We start from the raw sequence: 19,839 nt of genomic DNA, 5'->3' as shown, positions 1-19,839 counted from the left end.
AGTCCCCCGAGCACACGGCGCGAAAGGGCTGGGGCCACAGGTGCGTCAGATACGGGAGAAGGCCTGCTCGATGATGTCGAGGCCCTCGTTGAGCAGGTCCTCGCCGATGACCAGCGGGGGCAGGAAGCGCAGCACGTTGCCGTAGGTGCCACAGGTCAGGACCAGCAGGCCCTCGGCGTGGCAGGCCTTGGCGAGCGCGGCGGTGGCCTCCGCGTGGGGCTCCTTGGTGGCACGGTCCTTGACCAGCTCGATGGCGATCATCGCGCCACGGCCGCGGACATCGCCGATGATCTCGAACTTCTCGGCCATGGCGCCGAGGCGGGCCTTCATGACCGCCTCGATGTTCTTCGCCTTGGCGTTGAGGTCGAGCTCCTTCATCGTCTCGATCGAGCCGAGCGCACCGGCGCAGGCCACCGGGTTGCCGCCGTAGGTGCCGCCCAGGCCGCCCGCGTGCGCGGCGTCCATGATCTCGGCGCGGCCGGTGACGGCGGCGAGCGGCAGACCGCCCGCGATGCCCTTGGCGGTGGTGATCAGGTCCGGGACGATGCCCTCGTCCTCACAGGCGAACCACTGGCCGGTACGGCAGAAGCCGGACTGGATCTCGTCGGCGACGAAGACGATGCCGTGGGCGTTCGCGAACTTCACGATCTCCGGCAGGAAGCCCTTGGCCGGCTCGATGAAGCCGCCCTCGCCGAGCACCGGCTCGATGATGATCGCGGCCACGTTCTCCGGGCCGACCTGCTTGGTGATCTGGTCGATGGCCTGCGCGGCGGCCTCCGGACCGGCGTTCTCGGCACCGGTCGGCCAGCGGTAGCCGTAGGCGACCGGCACGCGGTAGACCTCGGGCGCGAACGGGCCGAAGCCGTGCTTGTACGGCATGTTCTTCGCCGTCAGCGCCATCGTCAGGTTGGTGCGGCCGTGGTAGCCGTGGTCGAAGACGACGACGGCCTGGCGCTTGGTGTACGCACGGGCGATCTTGACGGCGTTCTCGACGGCCTCGGCGCCCGAGTTGAACAGCGCGGACTTCTTGGCGTGGTCACCCGGCGTGAGCTCGGCGAGGGCCTCGGCGACCTCCACGTAGCCCTCGTACGGGGTGACCATGAAACAGGTGTGGGTGAAGTCGGCGAGCTGCGCGGAGGCGCGCCGTACGACGGCCTCGGCGGAGGCTCCGACGGAGGTCACGGCGATGCCGGAGCCGAAGTCGATGAGGCGGTTGCCGTCGACGTCCTCGATGATGCCGCCGCCCGCGCGCGCGGTGAACACCGGCAGCACGGAGCCCACGCCCTGCGCCACCGCGGCGGTGCGGCGGGCCTGCAGCTCCTGCGACTTCGGGCCGGGGATGGCGGTGACGACGCGGCGCTCCTGCGGAAGGTCGGTCATGAGGGGCTCCTGGGGTGTTGCGGACGCTTGTCTTCTCTTTTCTCGCAGGCTAGGGCGGGGAACGGGGGGTGGGCATGCTCCATGTGGGCGTTGTCGGCGGGCCCCGTTGTCCGTGATGGACATAGCGGGAGTAAGGCTCCCCCGACCGTGCCGGGGCGGCTAACCGTGAACTCCCCTTGCGGGGGCGTTAGATTGGCTCGCTGACGGTGTAGGGAACGGCTGGTCAGGGGGCAAGGGCGATGGACAGCGACGGGACGCAGGACGCGCGGGGTACGCATGCGACTCCGGTGCCGCGATCACGCTCCGCTGTCCCACCGAGGCCCTCGGCGCCGCCGATGCCGGACGGTTCGGCGTTCCTGGCGTGGCTGCGGACGCCCCGGCCGGAGGCGTTGCCCGGCGTCTGGCGGTTCGGGCATCGGCCGCGGCCGGACGAGGAGCCGGAGCAGATCCCGGGGCGGCAGCTGCTGAGCGGGGCGCTGATCGCGTTTCTGGTGGGGTGGCTGATCTGGTCGCTGCTGTGGAACGGCTATCTCGGCGGCTGGTGGGTGCTGCCGCTGGAGCTGTTCACCCCGGACTCCTGGCGCGAGAACAACGACCGCGTCGGCAACGCGATCCTCTGGTACACCTACTACACCCTCATCGCCCTCGCGATCATGTTCGCGGTGGGCCGCCTCGGCCGCTGGAGCGAGGTCTGGCGCCGCTACGGCCCGTCCGCCTGGCCCCGCCGGGCCCCCGTGGCCGAACGTCCACCCGCGCCCGAGCAGGACCCCGCCGAATGGCCCCAGCTGCGTGCCGCAGGCGCCGTCGACGCAGCCGAGCGGCTCGCCGCCGAGGCGAAGGCCGGATTGATGCGGGACGTCGACCACGCCCGGATCACCCGCGCCTGGCAGAGCGTGCGCAGCGGCCGGCACAGCCTCGCCACCTTCACCGGCGCCGTGCTCAAGGACGGCGCCGCCGCCTGTCTGCACCCCTCCGGCGAACGCGATCTGCCCACCCGGCTCTCCCGGCACGACCTGGTCACCGGCCAGGTCCGCCTCGGCACCACCGCCGACGACCCCCGCAACCCCTACGCCTACCGGAGCACAGGACTCGCCCTCGGCCCCGAGCTCCTCGGCACCTCCCTGCTCGCCGTCGGCCCGGCCGGCTCCGGCAAGACCGGCGCCGTCGTCCGTCCGCTCGCCGAGTCGCTGTGCCTGCACGCCCTCGCCGGTCGCGCCGCGGTCGTGGTGGTCGGCGCCGCGGGCGCGGGGCTCGGCCCGGCCGACGCCTACGACGTCGTCGTACGCATCGGGAATCCGGAATCGGTGTACGACCTCGACCTGTACGGCGGGACCACCGACCCCGACGAGGCCGCGGCCGTGCTCGCCGAGGCGCTGGTCGGGGACCTCGCCGATCCGCATCCCGGCAGCGACAGCCGCCGCTCCACGACCGTGCTGGCCCAGTTGCTCGGCCCGTTCCGGGCGGTGCACGGGCGCTTCCCGTCCGTGCCCGAGCTGCGCCGGCTGCTCGACGGCGCGCCCGGACCGCTCGCGGCGCTGCGTACCGCGCTGGACGGCTCGGGGCAGGAGTCGCTGCTGCGGGAACTGGACGCGCGGGAGCGGCAGATGGGGCATCCCGGTGATGTCGGGGGAGTCCTCGCCGACCGGGTGGCGCTGCTGGACCGGCCCGCGTTCGCCGGGTTCTTCGATACGTCCGGGCAGTCGCGGCCGTTCTCGCTCAATGCGCTCGACCATCCCGTGCGGGTCCGTATCGACCTGCCCGCGCGCGGGCACGCGGACGCCTCGCGGATGCTGGCGCGTCTGGTGCTCGCCCAGTTCAGCGCGAGCGTGGCGGTGCGCGAGGACCGGTCGCTGTTCGCCTGTCTGATCCTCGACGACGCGACGGGCGTGGTGACGCCCGAGGCCGTACGCGGGATCCAGCGACTGCGGTCCGGGAACGCCGGGGCCGTGCTGACCCTGCGCAGCCTGGACGACGTGCCCAGGCCGCTGCGCGGGCCGCTGCTCGGGGCCGCCGGGTGCCGGATGGCGCTGTCGGGGCTGACACCGTGGGACGGGCAGGACTTCGCCGAGGTGTGGGGCAAGGAGTGGACCGAGGCGCGGGACGTCACCGACCGGCAGATCATCGCGGAGACGCCGGCCGGGAAGGCGCTGCACGCGGTGCGGCGGGTGATCACCGGCAAGGCGCCGACCGCGCGGGCCGTCACGGTGCGGCAGGTCGAAAGGGAGCGCTGGTCGGCGTCCGAGCTGGCGCACGCCGTGCCGCCGGGGCACGCGGTGCTGTCGCTGACGGATGTGCGGGGCGAGCACGCGCCGCCGCTGCTGGTGGATCTGCGGGACTGAATCGAGGCGGCACGGCGACCATACGGTGAGGCAGAATCGGCATAGGCCGTTCATACGCGGCGGCCAAATGATCACAATGATCACGCAGACTTCACCGACCTGAAGGCCTCATGCCCCCCACGCTCGCCTCGCTCGTCCATCACTCCGCGCTCAAACTCACCGTGCGTGCGGGCGAGGACCGCCTGGACGTGCCCGTCCGCTGGGCGCATGTCAGCGAGCTCGCCGACCCCGTGCCCTACATGGAGGGCGGGGAGCTGCTCCTGATCACCGCGCTCAAGCTGGACGCGGAGGACCCCGAGGCGATGCGCCGCTATGTGAAGCGGCTGGTCGGCGCCGGGGTCGTCGGGCTCGGGTTCGCCGTAGGGGTGAACTACGAGGACATCCCGGCCGCCCTGGTCGAGGCGGCCCGGCAGGAGGGGCTGCCGCTGCTGGAGGTCCCGCGCCGCACGCCCTTCCTCGCCATCAGCAAGGCCGTGTCGGCGGCCATCGCGGCCGACCAGTACCGGGCGGTCACGGCCGGCTTCGCCGCCCAGCGCGAGCTGACCAAGCAGGCGCTGACCGACGGGCCCGAGGGGCTGCTCGCCGCGCTCGCCTCGCAGGTCGACGGCTGGGCCGCGCTCTACGACGCCTCCGGCGCGGTCGTCGCCACCGCCCCCGAGTGGGCGGGCCGCAGGGCGGCACGGATCACGGCGGACGTGGAGCGGTTGCGGGAACGCCCTGCGCCCGCCTCGTCCGTGGTCGGCGGCCCGGAGAACGAGGACCGGGTCGAACTGCACAGCCTGGGCACCGGCCGCAGGCCGCGCGCGGCGCTCGCGGTCGGCACGGCCGCGGCCCTCGGCACCGCCGAGCGCTACGCCGTCCACTCGGCCATCGCACTGCTCACCCTGACCACGGAACGCTCCCGCTCCCTGCACGCCGCCGAGCAGCGGTTGGGCACGGCGGTACTGCGCATGCTGCTCGCGGGCGAGCCGGACCACGCCCGCGCGGTCGCCGGGGAGCTGTACGGCGTCCTGCTCGACGCGCCCTTCCGGATGATCGTCGCGGAGTCCGTGGCGGTGTCGGGCTCGGCGTCGGCCGCCCTGGCCGCCGTGGAGAACCCACCGCGCGTGCCCGCAGGCGCCAAGCCCTCGGCCGCCGCCCTCGCCGCCGCCTCCGACGCCAACGGCGACCCCCTCGGCGCGCTCGCCGAGATCGTCGAGTCGGCAGCCGCGCGCGCCGGGGAGGCGGTGCTGGTCGTACCGGAGGGGGAGCGTCTCGTGGTGCTCGCCGCGGACGACGGCGCCGCGGTGTCCGCGTGCGCGGAGTACGCGACGGCGCTGGAGGCGGCGCGGGCGGGCAGCGCCGTACGGGAGGCGGCGACCGGTGAGGAGGACGAACTGGTCGTCGGGCTCTCGGCGCCGGCCGGTCCGATCGCCGCGGCCGCCGCCTACAAGCAGGCCGAACAGGCGCTGTCGGTGGCCCGGCGGCGGGGGCGGGTGATCGTGGAACACGAGCAGCTGGCCGCAGGATCGGTGCTGCCGCTGCTCGCGGACGACGCCGTGCGGGCGTTCGCGGACGGGCTGCTCAGGGCCCTGCACGAGCACGACGCGACCGGCCGCGGCGACCTGGTCGCCTCGCTGCGGGCCTGGCTGTCCCGGCACGGCCAGTGGGACGCCGCCGCGGCCGACCTCGGCGTCCACCGGCACACCCTGCGCTACCGGATGCGGCGCGTCGAGGAGATCCTCGGCCGCTCCCTGGACGACCCGGACGTACGCATGGAGCTGTGGCTGGCACTGAAGGCGACGTCGGCCGAGTAGGCCACCCCGCCAATCCGTAGTGCCCCCCACCCGCCACTACTACGACTCGGACAAACGCCACACCGCCCCCGCGCCCCTACCGTGGACCCCGAACCAAGGAACACCCACCCCCAACGCGGAAGGGCCGGGACTCATATGACTTCCACCCACGCCTTCTGGCTCGCCGGCCGCCAGGTCTCCGGCGAGGACACCTTCGACGTCACCTCGCCGTGGGACGGCCGTGTCGTCGGCAAGGTGAGCGTGCCGACCGACGCCCAGGTCGAGGAGGCCGTGGCCGCCGCGTACGCCGTGCGGGACGAGTTCGCCGCCACCCCGGCGCATGTACGGGCCGCCGCCCTGGACCACGTCAGCCGCCGTCTGGTCGAGCGCACCGAGGAGATCGCGCAGCTGATCTCCGCCGAGAACGGCAAGCCGATCAAGTGGGCCCGCGGTGAGGTCGGCCGTGCCGTCTCCGTGTTCCGCTTCGCCGCCGAAGAGGCCCGCCGCTTCAACGGCGGCGAGGCCCAGCGCCTGGACACCGACCTCGGCGGCCAGGGCCGGCTCGCGCTGACCCGGCGCTTCCCGAAGGGCGTCGTGCTCGGCATCGCGCCGTTCAACTTCCCGCTGAACCTGTGCGCGCACAAGATCGCGCCCGCGATCGCCGCCGGTGCGCCCATCATCCTCAAGCCGGCCCCGGCGACCCCGCTCTCCGGCCTGATCATCGGCGACCTCCTCGCCGAGACGGACCTGCCCGCCGGTTCCTGGTCGATCCTGCCGGTCGCCAACGACCGTATGCCCGCCCTCGTCCAGGACGAGCGGCTGCCGGTGATCTCCTTCACCGGCTCCGAGAAGGTCGGCTACGCGATCATGGACTCGGTGCCGCGCAAGCACTGCACGCTGGAGCTGGGCGGCAACGGCGCTGCCGTCGTGCTCGGCGACTGGGCGAGCGACGAGGACCTCGACCGGGCCGCGACCCGGATCGCGACCTTCTCCAACTACCAGGGCGGCCAGTCCTGCATCTCGGTGCAGCGCGTGATCGCGGACGCCTCGGTCTACGACCGTCTGCTCCCGCGGATCGTCGCCGCCGTCGAGGCCCAGGTCACCGGTGACCCCTCCGACGACAAGACCGACGTCGGCCCGCTGGTCAGCGAGGACGCCGCCAAGCGCGTCGAGGCGTGGGTCCAGGAGGCGGTCGAGGCAGGCGCCTCGCTGCTCACCGGCGGCAAGCGCGACGGCGCCTCCTACGCGCCGACCGTCCTGACCGACCTGCCGGCCGGCACCACGCTGGCCTGCGAGGAGGTCTTCGGTCCTGTGCTGTCCGTGCAGAAGGTGGACGGCGAGGCCGCGGCCTTCGCCGCTGTCAACGACTCCAAGTTCGGCCTCCAGGCGGGCGTGTTCACCCACGACCTCCAGGCCGCCTTCCGCGCCCACCGCGCGCTTGAGGTCGGCGGTGTGGTCGTCGGTGACGTCCCGTCCTACCGCGCGGACCAGATGCCGTACGGCGGCGCCAAGCAGTCCGGTGTGGGCCGCGAGGGCGTGAAGTTCGCGATGGACGACTACACCTACGAGCGGGTGCTGGTCCTCACCGGCCTCGCCCTCTGAGCCGGACCCGACGGCCCCGACGGCCGGAGCCCACTGTGCGGGGGCTCCGGCCGTCGGCGTAGGTCAGCCCTCGGCCTCGTAGGCGATCCGGCACCTCTCCACCTGGTCGGCCACCAGCTCCATGTACCACCGCATGATCTCGTACGGGATCACGCGCTCGTCGGGGCTGTAGAGGCGGACGGTCGGTTCCCGCTCCGGGTCCTCGTCCGGGACGAGTGCCACCGCGAAGGCCGGTCCGGGCAGATGGGTCTGCGCGCCGGGGGTGTCGCCCCAGGATTCCGGCGCCGGCCTGGCCTCGCTCAGCTCCACGGCCCAGGCGTCGTCGGGCAGCGCGTAGGTGAACTGGACGGCGTAGTGGCGGCCCGCGTGCTCGCGGAGTTCGGCTGACATGGCGGCAGACTGCCACAGCCGGTTCCCGGCCGTCGCGGTCTTTCCGCGCCCGGCGTCTGACTAATGGGAGCCATTTTCATATAGGCTGCCGAAGGGGCCCGGCGCCGATGCCTTCCGGTCCCGGGCCCCTTCCTCTGTGTCGGCCTGCTCCGGACCCTCAACCGGAGAAGCCGACGTGCGCGAGCCGCAGCGGGCCGCGCAGTCTGAGGCGGACGTCATGGACGCCCTCCGCCGTGAAGTCGGCGGTGAGTGTGGCGTAGGCGTACGGTCCTGACGGAGCGTTCGCTGTGAGTGTCGCCGGCGGTGGGGCGCCGTCCAGGGACACCTCCACCGTTCCCTGGCCGGCCACCGTCGCCGTCACCTCTGTGACCCCGGTCCCGAAGTCGCAGGCGCGGAAGAGGAGTTCGCCCGCGCGGTCCCCGGCGGGCGTCACCGCGTCGCCCGCCGTCTTCGTGCGGTCGACGATCGCGGTACCGCTCTGCTCGTCGAAGTCGGCCGCGTCCAGCCCGCGTTCACGCACCGCACGCGGGGGCACCGGCTCCCCGTCCAGGGCCACCGTCGTCCGCAGCCGGATGTCCTCGCTGGAGCCGCCGGCCATCAGGTCGTAAGGGCCCGGGTCGAGATGCCGGCGGCCATGGGCCACGTCCCAGAACTCGAAGGCGGACAACGGGACTTCGAAGCTGAGCCCGGTGCGCTCGCCCGGGGCGAGAGTGACCCGGCGGTGCGCCAGCAGCTCCCGGCGGGGGCGCGGGACCGACGGGTCCACGGCGCGGGTGTAGACCTGGGCGACCTCGTCGGCCGTCCGGTCGCCGGTGTTGGTCACCGTGAAGGACACCCGCACCGACTCCCCGGTCACGCGCGTGGCCAGGTCGCCGTAGGTGAAGGACGCGTACGACAGGCCGTGGCCGAACGGGTAGAGCGGGGTGCCCTCGAAGTAGAGGTAGGTCTGACGGCCGCCGATCACGTCGTAGTCGAGGAGGTCGGGGAGGTCGGCGTCGCTCGCGTACCAGGTCTGCGGGAGGCGGCCGGCGGGGGAGACGTCGCCGGCCAGGATCCGGGCCAGCGCGGTGCCGGCGGCCTGGCCGCCGTGGGCCGTCCAGAGGAGGGCTGCCAGGGAGCCTGGTTCGACCGCGTACGGGTAGGCGGAGACCAGGGCCAGCACCGTGTTCGGGTTGGCGGCTCGGGCCGCGTGCAGGAGGCGCTCCTGGTGGGCGGGCAGCTGCAGGGTCGTACGGTCCTCGGTCTCGCGGCCGTTGATGTGCGGGTCGTTGCCCGCGACCACCAGCACCACGTCGGCCTGGGCCGCGACCCGGGTCACCGCCTGCTCGCCGCGCTCGCTCACGACCAGGTCGAAGACCTCCGGGTTCTCCTCGGCAACCTTCACGCCGTCGGCGGCGACAGAGACGTGGCGACCGGTACCGATGTGCCGAAGGAGGTGTCCGTTGCCGTGCGGTTCCAGCCGGAAGGTCTCCTGGACGACCCAGCCGCCGGGCTGGTCGGCGGACGCGCGTACGTACCCGTCCTCGGCGACCGACAGATAGCGGCCGTCCGGTGCGCGCAGCGTCAGCACGCCCTCCCCCCAGTCCACGAGCGCGAGTTCGGTGCCCAGGGCGGCGGTGGTGAGGGGCGGGAGATCGGTGCGGCCCGCGAGCAGCGCGGGATCCAGGGCGCCCTCGGCGCCGCGCACCTCGTCGGAGGCGGCGCCTTCCGGGACGTACAGGAAAAGACCCGACGACGTCCTCAGCCGTACGCGGTCGACGCCCTCCGCGAACTGCACGAGCTCGGCGCCGAAGCGCTCGTAGAGCCCCTCCAGCGGGGTGGAGCGGTGGAGGAGGGTGCCGCTGTACCAGTCGAGCTTGCACTCGTCGGCGAGCAGTCCGGCCACGGCGATCCGGGTGCCGGGGGCGAGCGGCAGTACGCCGTCGTTGCGGAGCAGGACGACCGCCTGCTCGGCGGCTTCCTGGGCGAGGGCGCGGTGGTCGGGGGTGTCGAAGGCGCCGGGGTCCTCGTGGCCGTCGAACTCGCCGAGGCGGAAGCGGACCGAGAGCTGGCGGCGGACCGCGGTGTCGATGTCGTCCTCGCCCAACAGGCCCTGTTCGTACGCCTTCCGTACCCGGGCGGTGATCCTCGAACCGTCGGTGCCGTGGTCGGTGAAGCTGTCGACACCGGCCAGCAGCGCGGCCGCGGTCGCTTCCTCGTGGGTGTCGAAGTAGTGCTCGGAGTCGACCAGGTTGGACGGCGCGCCCGCGTCCGAGCAGACCAGCAGCTCCTCGGTGGTCCAGGTGCGCAACTGCTCGCGCAGGTACGGGGAGAGGTGGTTGGGGCGGCCGTTGACCAGGTTGTACGCCGGCATCACCCCGGCCACCGCGCCCGCCTCGACCGTCTCGCGGAAGGCGCGCAGGTCGTACTCGTGCAGGACGCGCGGGCGGACCGAGGCGGAGGTGGTGTCGCGGTCGGTCTCGTTGTTGTGGGCCAGCCAGTGCTTGAGGACCGGCGCGGTGCGCCAGTACACCGGGTGATCGCCCCGCAGCCCTTGGGTGTAGGCGGTGGCGATGGCCGAGGTCAGCTTCGGGTCCTCGGAGTAGCCCTCCTCGGTGCGGCCCCACAAAGGGTGGCGCAGCAGATTGACCGTCGGGGACCACACGTTCAGGCCCACCCGCTCGTCGCGGGCCCGCATCGCACGGACCTCCTTCGACACCGCCTCGCCCACCCGGCGCACGAGATCCGGGTTCCAGGTCGCGCCGAGCCCGACCGCCTGCGGGAACACCGTGGCCGGACCCATCCACGCCACACCGTGCAGCGCCTCCTGACCGGTGCGGAACGCGGCGACACCGAGCCGCTCCACGGCCGGCGCGAACTGATGCAGAAATCCCATCTTCTCGTCGAGCGTGAGCCGCGACAGAAGGTCGTCGACGCGCTTCGCGAACGGCAAGCGCGGCTCGCGGAACGGCGGGTTGGGTGGCGATGGTGCGATCACTTGGAGATCCCCTTGCGATGGATCGGCGCGGCTGCTTCGAAGCGCTTCGATGCTCATTCGACACAGGGGCGGGTGTCAAGGGATCAGGACGGTCCATTCAAGCAGCGCATAAGAAAGGGTTGGGTCTTCTGCGCCGGAGGAATCTTGGGAGCGACCCTTGTGCGTCCATGGGCGTTCACTTAACCTCACAGCAACATCGAAGCGCTTCGACTGCCGGTCGTACAGAGATCGAAGGACTGCTTCAGCTCAGCCAGTTCCACTTACGACACCGCAGCCGACGGCCCACCGCCGGGTGTCCAGGTGCGCCATGAAGGGTTGACGCAATGACGCCGAACGCCTCCTCCGACTCCTCCGCACCCAGCCGGAGAAGCTTCCTCGCCTCGTCGGCGGTCGCCGCCGCAGCGGTGGCGGGAGGCATGCCGCTGCTTGCCGCGTGCGGCGATTCGGGCGGCGGCTCGCGCGAGGGCACCACGTCGGGCAAGGATGCGAAGAAGATCCTTCCGGCCTACGTCGCCAGCAATGTGGTGACGCCGGACATCCCGTCCAAGAACGGCTCCGCGATCGGCTTCACCAGCAAGCTGGACCTCGCCGGGTTGAAGACGTCGGTCCCGAAGAAGCTCGGCAAGGGCGGCAAGGTCACCATCATGTCGCCGTTCTGGGGTTCGCCGCCCAAGGGGAACAACCCCTACTACACGGCGATGAACGACCTGATCGGCGTCGACGTCCAGTGGCAGAACCAGGACGGCAACACCTACGACCAGAAGCTCGGCGCGGTGCTCGCCTCCAGCGACATCCCGGACGTCGTGGTGATCCCCGGCTGGAACATGGGCGGCAAGATACCCAACGCCATCATCGGCAAGTTCGCCGACCTGGGCCCCTACCTCTCCGGGGACAAGGTCAAGGAGTACCCGAACCTCGCGGCGATCCCGACGGACGCCTGGCAGCGCTCCATCTTCGGCGGCGCGCTGCGCGGTCTGCCGATGCCGGCCTCGTACGTCCCGAACATCGTGCCCTGCTACCGCCAGGACATCTTCGAGAAGGAGGGCTACGAAGTTCCCAGGTCAGCCGACGAGTTCCTGGCCCTGTGCAAGGAGATCACCAATGCCAGGGCCAAGCGGTGGGCGTGCGGCGACATGAAGTGGACCGCCTTCAACTCCTTCGGCTCCCTGGGAGGCGGGGAGAAGCCGCTCGGCTGGAACGTGGTCGACGGCAAGCTGGTCAACCGCATCGAGACCGAGGAGTTCCTCGAGGCGCTCGAGTGGACCCGCAAGCTGTTCGCTGCCGGGGTCGTCCACCCCGACTTCGAGCTGGGCAAGAGCCAGGCCACCGACCCGGCCCCCAAGTTCGCCGCCGGCGAGTTCCTGATCTGGCACAACGACATCTCCAACTGGTACGGCCAGACCGCCTCCCAGGCCACCCAGAACCCCGACTTCAAGATCTGGGGCATGGACATCTTCGGCCACGACGGCGGCGACCCGATCCTGTGGGCCACGAACCCGGCCAACATCTTCGCCTTCGTCAGCAAGAACGCCTCCGAGGCGGTGATCCGCGACGCGCTGGCCGTCGCCAACGTCACCGCGGCGCCGTACGGCACCAAGGAGTACATGCTCACCAACTACGGCGTCGAGGGCACCCACTACACCGTCAAGGACGGCGTCCCGATCAAGAACGACAAGGGCAACAACGAGGTCCTCAACGCCTTTGTCATGGTCGCAAGTCCCGCCGCCACCATCGCCCACCCGGACTTCCCGGACGTCGCCAAGGGGCAGGTCGAGTGGCAGCAGCGGATGGGCGCCTTCACCAAGAAGCCCGCCTTCTACGGCATGCAGATCACCGAGCCCGCCCGCTACACCAACCTCACCAACGACCTGGAGCAGCTCGAGGACGACGTCGTCCGCGGCCGCAAGAAGATCAGCGACGTGCAGCAGTTCGTCTCGGAGTGGAAGAGCAAGGGCGGCGACAAGTTGCGCGACTGGTACCAGAAGATCCTCGACGAGAACGGCAGTGCGGCCAACTGATCCGCGGTTCGAGGCAAGGAGAAGGCCGTGTCCCACAGCACGGTGCCCCGGAGCAGGGCCGAGGCCGACACGACGGCGAAGTCCCCGGTGGCGTCCGACGGCGCCACCGGGCCGGGGGGTAAGCCGCCCTCGGGGAAACCGAGTCTGCGGCACAGGTTCGGACGCGACCGCCTCCTGCTGCTGATGACGCTGCCGGCCGTCGTCCTGGTCCTGCTCTTCAACTACGTGCCGATCCTCGGCAATGTGGTCGCCTTCCAGGACTACGACCCCTACATCAGCGAGAACGGCATCGTCTCCATCTGGAACAGCCCCTGGGTGGGCCTGGAGAACTTCCAGCGGATCTTCGAGGACTCCGCGTTCTGGCAGGCGGTCGAGAACACCCTGGTGCTGTTCTTCCTCCAGCTCGTGCTGTTCTTCCCGATCCCGGTCCTGCTCGCGCTGCTCATCAACAGCGTGGTCAGGCCCCGGGTGCGGGCGATCGCGCAGGCCGTTCTGTATCTGCCGCACTTCTTCTCGTGGGTGCTGGTGATCGCGGTCTTCCAGCAGCTGCTCGGGGGCGCCGGGCTGCTCTCGACACTGCTGCGCGACCACGGGTACGACGGGCTCGACCTCATGACCGACCCGAGCACCTTCAAGTTCCTGGTCACCGCGCAGGCGGTGTGGAAGGACGCCGGCTGGGGGATCATCGTCTTCCTGGCCGCGCTGGCGGCCGTCAGCCCCGACCTGTACGAGGCCGCGGCGATGGACGGCGCGAACCGCTGGCGCCGGATGTGGCACGTCACGCTGCCCGCGCTGCGGCCGGTGATCGCGCTGCTGCTGGTGCTGCGCGTCGGCGACGCGCTGACCGTCGGCTTCGAGCAGATCCTGCTCCAACGCGATGCCGTGGGACCGGGCGCGTCGGAAGTGCTCGACACCTTCGTGTGGTGGAACGGCGTCCGCAACCAGGACTTCGGCTACGCGGCCGCCGCGGGGCTCGTCAAGGGCGTCATCAGCATCGGACTCGTCCTGGCCGCGAACAAGGTGGCCCATCTGATGGGCGAGCAGGGGGTGTACAAGAAGTGACCGCGGTGATCGACAAGTCAGTACGCAAGCGGTGGGCCGCGCCGCCCCGGCCGGTCTGGGAGGAACAGCCCACGAAGGTCGGTCTCGCCGGCAAGGGGTTGGTGCTCGGCATCGCCTGCCTCGCGATCCTCTTCCCGCTCTGGATCGTCATCGTCACCAGCCTCTCCACGCGCAAGACCATCGACGAGGCCGGCGGTCTGGTGATGGTGCCCAAGGGCATCACCTTCGTGGCGTATCAAGAGCTGCTGAGCGGTGGGCAGGTGACACGGGCGGCGATCATCAGTGTGCTGGTCACGGTCGTCGGTACGGCGTTCTCGATGACGGTGTCCGTGCTGTGCGCGTACGGGCTCTCCCGCAGTGGGTCGCTCGCCCACCGGTGGATTCTGATGACCCTGCTGGCGACGATGTTCTTCAGCGCGGGGCTGATTCCCACGTATCTGCTGGTGCAGACGCTCGGTCTCACCGACAGCTATCTCGCGCTGATCCTGCCGAGTGCCATCAGTGTCTTCAACATCCTGGTGCTGCGCGGGTTCTTCATGGGGATCTCGCAGGAGTTGACCGACAGCGCGCGGATCGACGGAGCGGGGGATTTCCGGATTCTCTGGCAGATCATCCTGCCGTTGTCCCGGGCCGTGGTCGCCGTGATCACGTTGTTCTACGCGGTCGGGTACTGGAGCGCCTGGTTCAACGCGTCGCTGTACCTGAACGATCAGGACATGATGCCGCTGCAGAACGTGATGATTCAGCTGGTGCAGAAGCAGGAGGCGCCGGTGGGGCTGGGGCAGGCCATCAAGACGGGGCAACTGTCGGGGCTCGCTGTGCAGATGGCGGTCATGGTGATGGCGCTGCTCCCGGTGGCTGTGCTCTCTCCCTTTGTCCAGCGGCACTTCAAGAAGGGCATGTTGACGGGGGCGGTCAAGGGTTGACCTGCGGGTTCGTCGTGGCTGGTCCCCGCCCCCCTTCTCCTAGAGCGAGGTATGTGTCATGCGCGCGCCACACATAAGGGCTGAAGCCATGACCGACGCCCCGGTCCACGGCACCTGGGAACCCGCCCCCGCCGCCCGCTGGGAGGACGCCTTCCTGAGCGGCAACGGCCATCACGGCGCCCTTGTGTTCGGAGATCCGAACGACGACCGTGTCATCGTCACCCAGCACACCCTGGTCCGCCCGAACGGCAGCGAGGACGCCCGCCCTCCGCAGCTGGCCGCAGAACTCCGGAAACTCCAGGACCGCCTGCTGGCCGGCGACACCACCGCCGCCGAGAGCTTCACCGACAACCGCCCCCTCCAATGGGTGCAGCCCTTCCACCCCGCCTTCCAGACACGGCTGCGCAGACAAGGCGACGCCCCCGGCTACCGCCGCTCCGTCGACTTCACCACCGGCGAGACGACAGCCCTGACCGAAGGCTGGTCCAGCCGTGTCTTCGTCTCCCGAGCGGACGACGTGATCGTCCAGCGGGTCACCACCCCCGGCCCGCACCTCGACATCGCCCTCGACCACCGCCTCCCCGGCGCCCCGGACGGCCTGGGCGTAGGCCAGAGCGCGCTGCTCACCTCCGACGGCGCCCTGCTCGGCCTGCGCGCCCGTTACCCGGGCAGCGACCTGGCCTGCACCGGCGTCACCCTCGTCATGGTCACGGGCGGCACCGCCGCGCTCGCGCCCCCCGGCCTGCGCCTCGAGGGGGCCGCGTCGGTCCTGCTGCTCACCCGGGTCCGTCGCCACACCGGCGAACTCGACGTGATCGAGGAGGGCCGCGCCCTGCGCGACCTGCTCCCCGACAGCGAGCGGCCCTACGACGCTCTCCTCGCCCGCCATCTGCCGCTGCACCGCACCGCCTACGAACGCGTCACCCTCGACCTGGGCGGCGACCCGACGGAACGCGCCCTGCCCGGCTCGGAGTTGCTCAAGCGGACCCGTAGCGCGGCGCTGCTGGAGCGGCTCTTCGCAGCCGGCCGCTACCACCTCCTGTCCAGCAGCGGTCTGCTGCCGCCCCGGCTCACCGGACTGTGGACCGGCGACTGGAACACGGCTTGGTCGGGCGCCTTCACGACCAACGCCAACCTCAACCTCCAGACCGCGTCAGCGGCCGCCGCGGCCCTCCCCGAAGTCACCGAGGCCCTCGCTGCCCTGATCCACCGTCAGCTTTCCGACTGGCGCGACAACGCCCGCGCGATCTTCGGCAGCCGTGGCATCCTCGCGCCCTCCCACACCGACGGCGAGTCCGGGCACACGTACCACTTCAGCCGTGAGTACCCGCTGCACCTGTGGACCGCGGGCGCCGACTGGCTGCTCAAGCCACTCGTCGAGCACGACGAGACGCACGGCGCACGCGACCCCCGTACGGCCGCCGCCCTCGCCGAAGTCGCCCAGTTCTACGAGGACTTCCTCACCCGCACCGACGACGAGGGCCGACTGGTCGTCGTCCCCTCCTACTCGCCCGAGAACCGGCCCGCGAACGCGAGCTGGGGCACGGTCAACGCGGCCATGGACCTGTCGGCCGCCCGCCACGCGCTCCGTACGGCAGCCGAGTACCACCCGGAGCGGGCGGCGGGGTGGCGCGCCCTCGCCGACCGCCTCCCCCCGCACCGCGTCAACGACCAGGGCGCCCTCGCCGAATGGGCCTGGCCCGGCCTGGAGGACACCTACGACCACCGCCACCTGAGCCACCTCTACGGCGTCTGGCCCCTCCACGAGATCAACCCCTACGACACCCCGGACCTCGCCCGGGCCGCGCACCGCGCCCTCGAACTCCGCGGCGCCGAGAACGACTCCGCGCACGGCCATCTGCACCACGCCCTCGTCGCCGCCCGCCTGCGTGACGGCGAACGCGTCACCCACGCCCTCGGCCAGGTCCTGGACGGCGACTTCTTCCACGCCTCCCTGATGAGCGCGCACTACCCGAACCGCCACGTCTACAACGCGGACGCCGCACACGCCCTGCCCGCGGTGCTGATCGAGGCGCTCGTCCAGTCGACCCCCGACCGGCTGGTGCTACTGCCCGCGCCGCCCTCCGCGAGCGGCCGGCTCAGAGGCATCCGCACCAGGTTCGGCGCCGAGATCGACCTCAGCTGGGGCACCACCCGCACAGCCGTCGTCCGCCCCGGCCGCACCTGCCGTGTCGAGCTCAGGACTTCCACCGGCGCGAGACCGCTCGACCTCGTCGCCGGAGAAGACCACGTCCTCACCCCAGGGACGTGGTAACTCCCCGCAATTCCCCCCACCCATGGAAGGGACACCATGGCAACAACCCGCACGCTCAGCCGCATCACCAAGGCCCTGCTGGCCCCGGCGCTCGCTCTCGGCGCCACCGTCGGCCTCGCCTCCGCCCCCGCCCACGCCGCCGTCTGGAGCTCCTGCGACCAGTGGGGCAACACCACCCTGAACGGCTACACGCTCTACAACAACATCTGGGGCTCCGGCGCCGGCAGCCAGTGCGTCTGGGCCAACTCCGGCACCAACTGGGGTGTCTGGGCCAACCACCCCAACACCGGCGGCATCAAGTCGTACCCGAACACGAAGAAGGTGGTCAACAAGACGATCTCCTCGATCGCCTCGCTGACCAGCAACTACAACGTCACCGTCCCGTCGGCCGGCGCCTACAACACGTCGTACGACATCTGGGACACGGACTACGACTACGAGATCATGCTGTGGGTCAACTACAACGGCGCCGTCGGCCCGCTCGGCACATCCCAGGGCTCGGTCACCCTCGGCGGCCACACCTGGAACGTCTACAAGGGCAACAACGGCGCCAACGAGGTCTTCTCGTTCCTGCGCACCTCGGACTCGAACTCCGGCACGGTGAACATCAAGCCGATCCTCACCTGGATCGCGAACACCAAGGGCTGGATGTCCAGCAACGAGACGATCGGTGACGTCCAGTTCGGCTACGAGATCACCTCGTCCTCCGGCGGCCTGGACTTCATCACCAACAACCTGACGGTCAGCAGCAGTTGACCGGGTAGCGGGCGTGCGGCCGGACCCTCCGCCAAGGGACCGGCCGCACACGTCATCCGGCGATCGGCAGCTCGGCCCCGTCCCGCAGGAACAGCGGGATGCGGTCCAGCGGAGCGTCGACCGTCAGGGCCGTACCGCCCTCGTACGTCTCACCCGTCCACGCGTCCGTCCAGCTCGCGCCCGCCGGGAGATACGTCGTCCGGGCCGTGGCGCCCGCCGTCAGAACCGGCGCCACCAGCAGCTCCCGGCCGAAGAGATAGGCGTCGTCCACCGACCAGGCGGCCTGGTCCTCGGGGAACTCCAGGAACAGCGGCCGCATCACGGGCAGCCCCTCCTCGTGCGCCTCCCGCATGACCTGGAGGACGTACGGCTTCAGCCGCTCGCGCAGCCGCAGATACCGCTCCAGGATCGCCCCGGCCTCCTCGCCGTACGACCAGACCTCGTTGGGGCCGCCGGTCATGTCCGGGCCCAGCGGCATGCCCGGGTCGCGGAAGCCGTGCAGACGCATCAGCGGGGACAGTGCCCCGAACTGGAACCAGCGGACCATGACCTCGCGGTACGCCGGGTCCTCGGGGTCGCCGCCGTGGAAACCGCCGATGTCGGTGTTCCACCAGGGGATGCCGGACAGCGCGGTGTTGAGACCGGCCGCGATCTGGCGGCGCAGGGTGGGGAAGTCGGTGCCGATGTCACCGGACCACAGCGCGGCGCCGTAGCGCTGACTGCCCGCCCAGGCCGAGCGGTTGAGCGTGACGATGTCGGACTCGCCCTCGCAGGAGAGCCCTTCGTAGAAGGTGCGGGCGTTCTCCGCCGGGTACAGGTTGCCGACCTCCAGGCCCGGGCCCGCCCAGTAGCGCAGGTTCTCCTGGAAGCCCGGCTTCAGCTCCGGCTCGCCGGCGTCCAGCCAGAAGGCGGTGATGCCGTAGGGCTCCAGATAGTTCGACTTCACCTTCGACCACACGAACTCGCGGGCGTCCGGGTTGGTGGCGTCGTAGAAGGCGACCTGGACGGTGGAGGCGACCTCCTTGTCCGGCCAGTCGGCGTGCGCCATCGGGCCGTACTGGGTGCCGATGAAGTAGCCGCGCTGCTCCATCACCGGGTGGTTCTCGGACAGCGGGGACACCGACGGCCAGACACTGACCACCAACTTGACGCCCAGCTCGTCCAGTTCACGGACCATCGCCGCCGGGTCCGGCCACTCGCCGAGGTCGAACTTCCACTCGCCCAGGTGCGTCCAGTGGAAGAAGTCGCAGACGATCGCGTCGAGCGGGAGGCCCCGGCGCTTGTACTCGCGTGCCACGGCGAGGAGTTCGTCCTGGGTGCGGTAGCGCAGCTTGCACTGCCAGAAGCCGGCCGCCCACGCGGGCAGCATCGGCGTACGGCCGGTCACCGCGCTGTAGCGGCGCTGCGCCTCGGCCGGGTCGCCCGCGGTGATCCAGTAGTCGATCTGCCGGGCCGAGTCCGCCACCCAGCGCGTGCCGTTGTGCGCCAGCTCCACCCGGCCGATCGCCGGGTTGTTCCACAGCAGGGTGTACCCCCGGCTGGAGGTGAGCACCGGGATGCCGACCTCGGCGTTGCGCTGGACCAGGTCCAGGACCAGGCCCTTCTGGTCGAGACGGCCGTGCTGGTGCTGGCCGAGGCCGTAGAGCTTCTCGTCGTCGTAGGCGGCGAAGCGCTGCTCCAGGCGGTGGTGGCCGTTGCCGACGGCCGTGTAGAGGCGCGAGCCCGGCCACCAGAAGTGGGCGCGCTCCTCGGCCAGCAGCTCCTCGCCGTCCGCCGTGCGCCGGAAGCGGATCAGGCCCTCGGCGTCGATGTCGACGGTGAGCGCGCCGACGGTCAACTGCCCCCGCCCGTCCTCGATCTTGACGGTGGAGGAGGTCGCCGGCGCCTCGTCGAGGAGCGCGCCCGGCAGCCCCTCAAGGATCGGTCCACCGAGCCGGGCCCGTACCCGCACCGCGTCCGGACCCCACGGCTCGACACGGACGGTCTCCTGACGGCCGCACCACTCCAGCGCGCCGCCCCGCTCGCGGAACGTGCCGACGGTGGGGGAGGACTGCGCCAGGCTGACCTTTGCTTGGGTTTCGGCAGGCTGATTCACGAGGCGTACTCCTGAACGAGGACAGGGGGAAGCCGCCCCCGCGGGGGCCGCAGGGGGACGTACTGGTCAGGAAGCGGTCGGTCCCGAGCTCGCCCGGACCGTCAATTCGGGGGCGATGAGGACGACTTCGTCCTTGCCCCGGCCTTCCAGCTTGGCGACGAGGTGTTCCACGGCGTGCCGTCCCATGTCCTGGGCGGGGATGGAGACGGAGGTCAGGCGTACCGAGGCCTGGACGGCGACCTGG

13 protein-coding genes are annotated in these 19,839 nt (G+C 71.1%); 8 read left to right on the top strand and 5 right to left on the bottom strand.

Features of this window, described 5'->3' with window-relative positions; all coding sequences use genetic code 11:
• Positions 1 to 45 precede the first annotated feature (45 nt).
• Positions 46 to 1,380, bottom strand: coding sequence for a 4-aminobutyrate--2-oxoglutarate transaminase (gabT, locus tag RMT89_RS32705; protein ID WP_315887364.1), 1,335 nt, complete (start codon positions 1,378 to 1,380; stop codon positions 46 to 48).
• A gap of 239 nt (positions 1,381 to 1,619) precedes the next feature.
• Between gabT and RMT89_RS32700 the strand changes: the two genes are divergently transcribed.
• The 3 genes from RMT89_RS32700 (at position 1,620) to RMT89_RS32690 (ending at position 7,096) form a co-directional block, all read left to right on the top strand.
• Positions 1,620 to 3,719: an ATP-binding protein gene (locus RMT89_RS32700; protein ID WP_315887363.1), complete on the top strand. Its 2,100-nt coding sequence runs from the start codon at positions 1,620 to 1,622 to the stop codon at positions 3,717 to 3,719.
• A gap of 110 nt (positions 3,720 to 3,829) precedes the next feature.
• Positions 3,830 to 5,515, top strand: a complete 1,686-nt coding sequence (locus RMT89_RS32695; protein WP_315887362.1) for a PucR family transcriptional regulator — start codon at positions 3,830 to 3,832, stop codon at positions 5,513 to 5,515.
• Between the two features lie 135 nt (positions 5,516 to 5,650).
• Positions 5,651 to 7,096, top strand: a complete 1,446-nt coding sequence (locus RMT89_RS32690) for an aldehyde dehydrogenase family protein (protein WP_315887361.1) — start codon at positions 5,651 to 5,653, stop codon at positions 7,094 to 7,096.
• A gap of 63 nt (positions 7,097 to 7,159) precedes the next feature.
• On the opposite strand, the gene RMT89_RS32685 is transcribed toward RMT89_RS32690, so the two are convergent.
• Positions 7,160 to 7,486, bottom strand: a complete 327-nt coding sequence (locus RMT89_RS32685) for a hypothetical protein (RefSeq protein WP_315887360.1) — start codon at positions 7,484 to 7,486, stop codon at positions 7,160 to 7,162.
• Positions 7,487 to 7,643: 157 nt separating this feature from the next.
• Entirely contained in the window at positions 7,644 to 10,463 is a 2,820-nt protein-coding gene (locus tag RMT89_RS32680; protein WP_315887359.1) for a glycoside hydrolase family 3 C-terminal domain-containing protein, read from the bottom strand.
• A gap of 323 nt (positions 10,464 to 10,786) precedes the next feature.
• Between RMT89_RS32680 and RMT89_RS32675 the strand changes: the two genes are divergently transcribed.
• From RMT89_RS32675 to RMT89_RS32655, 5 genes are all read left to right on the top strand, one after another.
• The gene (locus tag RMT89_RS32675) at positions 10,787 to 12,481 is read left to right on the top strand and encodes an extracellular solute-binding protein (protein WP_315887358.1); all 1,695 of its coding nucleotides are present in this window, start codon (positions 10,787 to 10,789) and stop codon (positions 12,479 to 12,481) included.
• 27 nt (positions 12,482 to 12,508) lie between these two features.
• Positions 12,509 to 13,543 (top strand): ABC transporter permease subunit, encoded by a 1,035-nt coding sequence (locus RMT89_RS32670; protein WP_315887357.1) that lies wholly within the window; start codon positions 12,509 to 12,511, stop codon positions 13,541 to 13,543.
• Positions 13,540 to 14,469: a carbohydrate ABC transporter permease gene (locus RMT89_RS32665; RefSeq protein ID WP_315887356.1), complete on the top strand. Its 930-nt coding sequence runs from the start codon at positions 13,540 to 13,542 to the stop codon at positions 14,467 to 14,469. The genes RMT89_RS32670 and RMT89_RS32665 overlap by 4 nt, the downstream gene beginning before the upstream one ends.
• Positions 14,470 to 14,557: 88 nt before the next feature.
• Entirely contained in the window at positions 14,558 to 16,744 is a 2,187-nt protein-coding gene (locus tag RMT89_RS32660; protein ID WP_315887355.1) for a glycosyl hydrolase family 95 catalytic domain-containing protein, read from the top strand.
• A 36-nt stretch (positions 16,745 to 16,780) separates the two neighbouring features.
• Entirely contained in the window at positions 16,781 to 17,500 is a 720-nt protein-coding gene (locus RMT89_RS32655; RefSeq protein WP_315887354.1) for a GH12 family glycosyl hydrolase domain-containing protein, read from the top strand.
• Positions 17,501 to 17,552: 52 nt separating this feature from the next.
• Here RMT89_RS32655 and RMT89_RS32650 read toward each other — a convergent pair whose 3' ends face one another.
• Complete coding sequence (locus RMT89_RS32650) at positions 17,553 to 19,595, bottom strand: glycoside hydrolase family 31 protein (RefSeq protein ID WP_315887353.1); 2,043 nt, start codon at positions 19,593 to 19,595, stop codon at positions 17,553 to 17,555.
• 66 nt (positions 19,596 to 19,661) lie between these two features.
• On the bottom strand, positions 19,662 to 19,839 hold a 178-nt coding region (locus RMT89_RS32645; protein ID WP_315887383.1), incomplete at its 5' end, for a substrate-binding domain-containing protein.

It is taken from the genome of Streptomyces sp. P17, from assembly GCF_032436805.1.
Classification (GTDB): Bacteria; Actinomycetota; Actinomycetes; order Streptomycetales; family Streptomycetaceae; genus Streptomyces.
The sequence above is the reverse complement of the archived record's forward strand: the minus strand, read 5'-3'. Positions and strand labels throughout refer to the sequence as shown.

What these genes read in the sequence shown, in the direction of transcription:
- RMT89_RS32675 (WP_315887358.1), top strand. Translation starts at nt 10,787, where the DNA reads ATGACGCCGAACGCCTCCTCCGACTCCTCCGCACCCAGCCGGAGAAGC.
- RMT89_RS32690 (WP_315887361.1), top strand. Translation starts at nt 5,651, where the DNA reads ATGACTTCCACCCACGCCTTCTGGCTCGCCGGCCGCCAGGTCTCCGGC.
- RMT89_RS32655 (WP_315887354.1), top strand. Translation starts at nt 16,781, where the DNA reads ATGGCAACAACCCGCACGCTCAGCCGCATCACCAAGGCCCTGCTGGCC.
- gabT (WP_315887364.1), bottom strand. Translation starts at nt 1,380, where the DNA reads ATGACCGACCTTCCGCAGGAGCGCCGCGTCGTCACCGCCATCCCCGGC.
- RMT89_RS32700 (WP_315887363.1), top strand. Translation starts at nt 1,620, where the DNA reads ATGGACAGCGACGGGACGCAGGACGCGCGGGGTACGCATGCGACTCCG.
- RMT89_RS32695 (WP_315887362.1), top strand. Translation starts at nt 3,830, where the DNA reads ATGCCCCCCACGCTCGCCTCGCTCGTCCATCACTCCGCGCTCAAACTC.
- RMT89_RS32660 (WP_315887355.1), top strand. Translation starts at nt 14,558, where the DNA reads ATGACCGACGCCCCGGTCCACGGCACCTGGGAACCCGCCCCCGCCGCC.
- RMT89_RS32685 (WP_315887360.1), bottom strand. Translation starts at nt 7,486, where the DNA reads ATGTCAGCCGAACTCCGCGAGCACGCGGGCCGCCACTACGCCGTCCAG.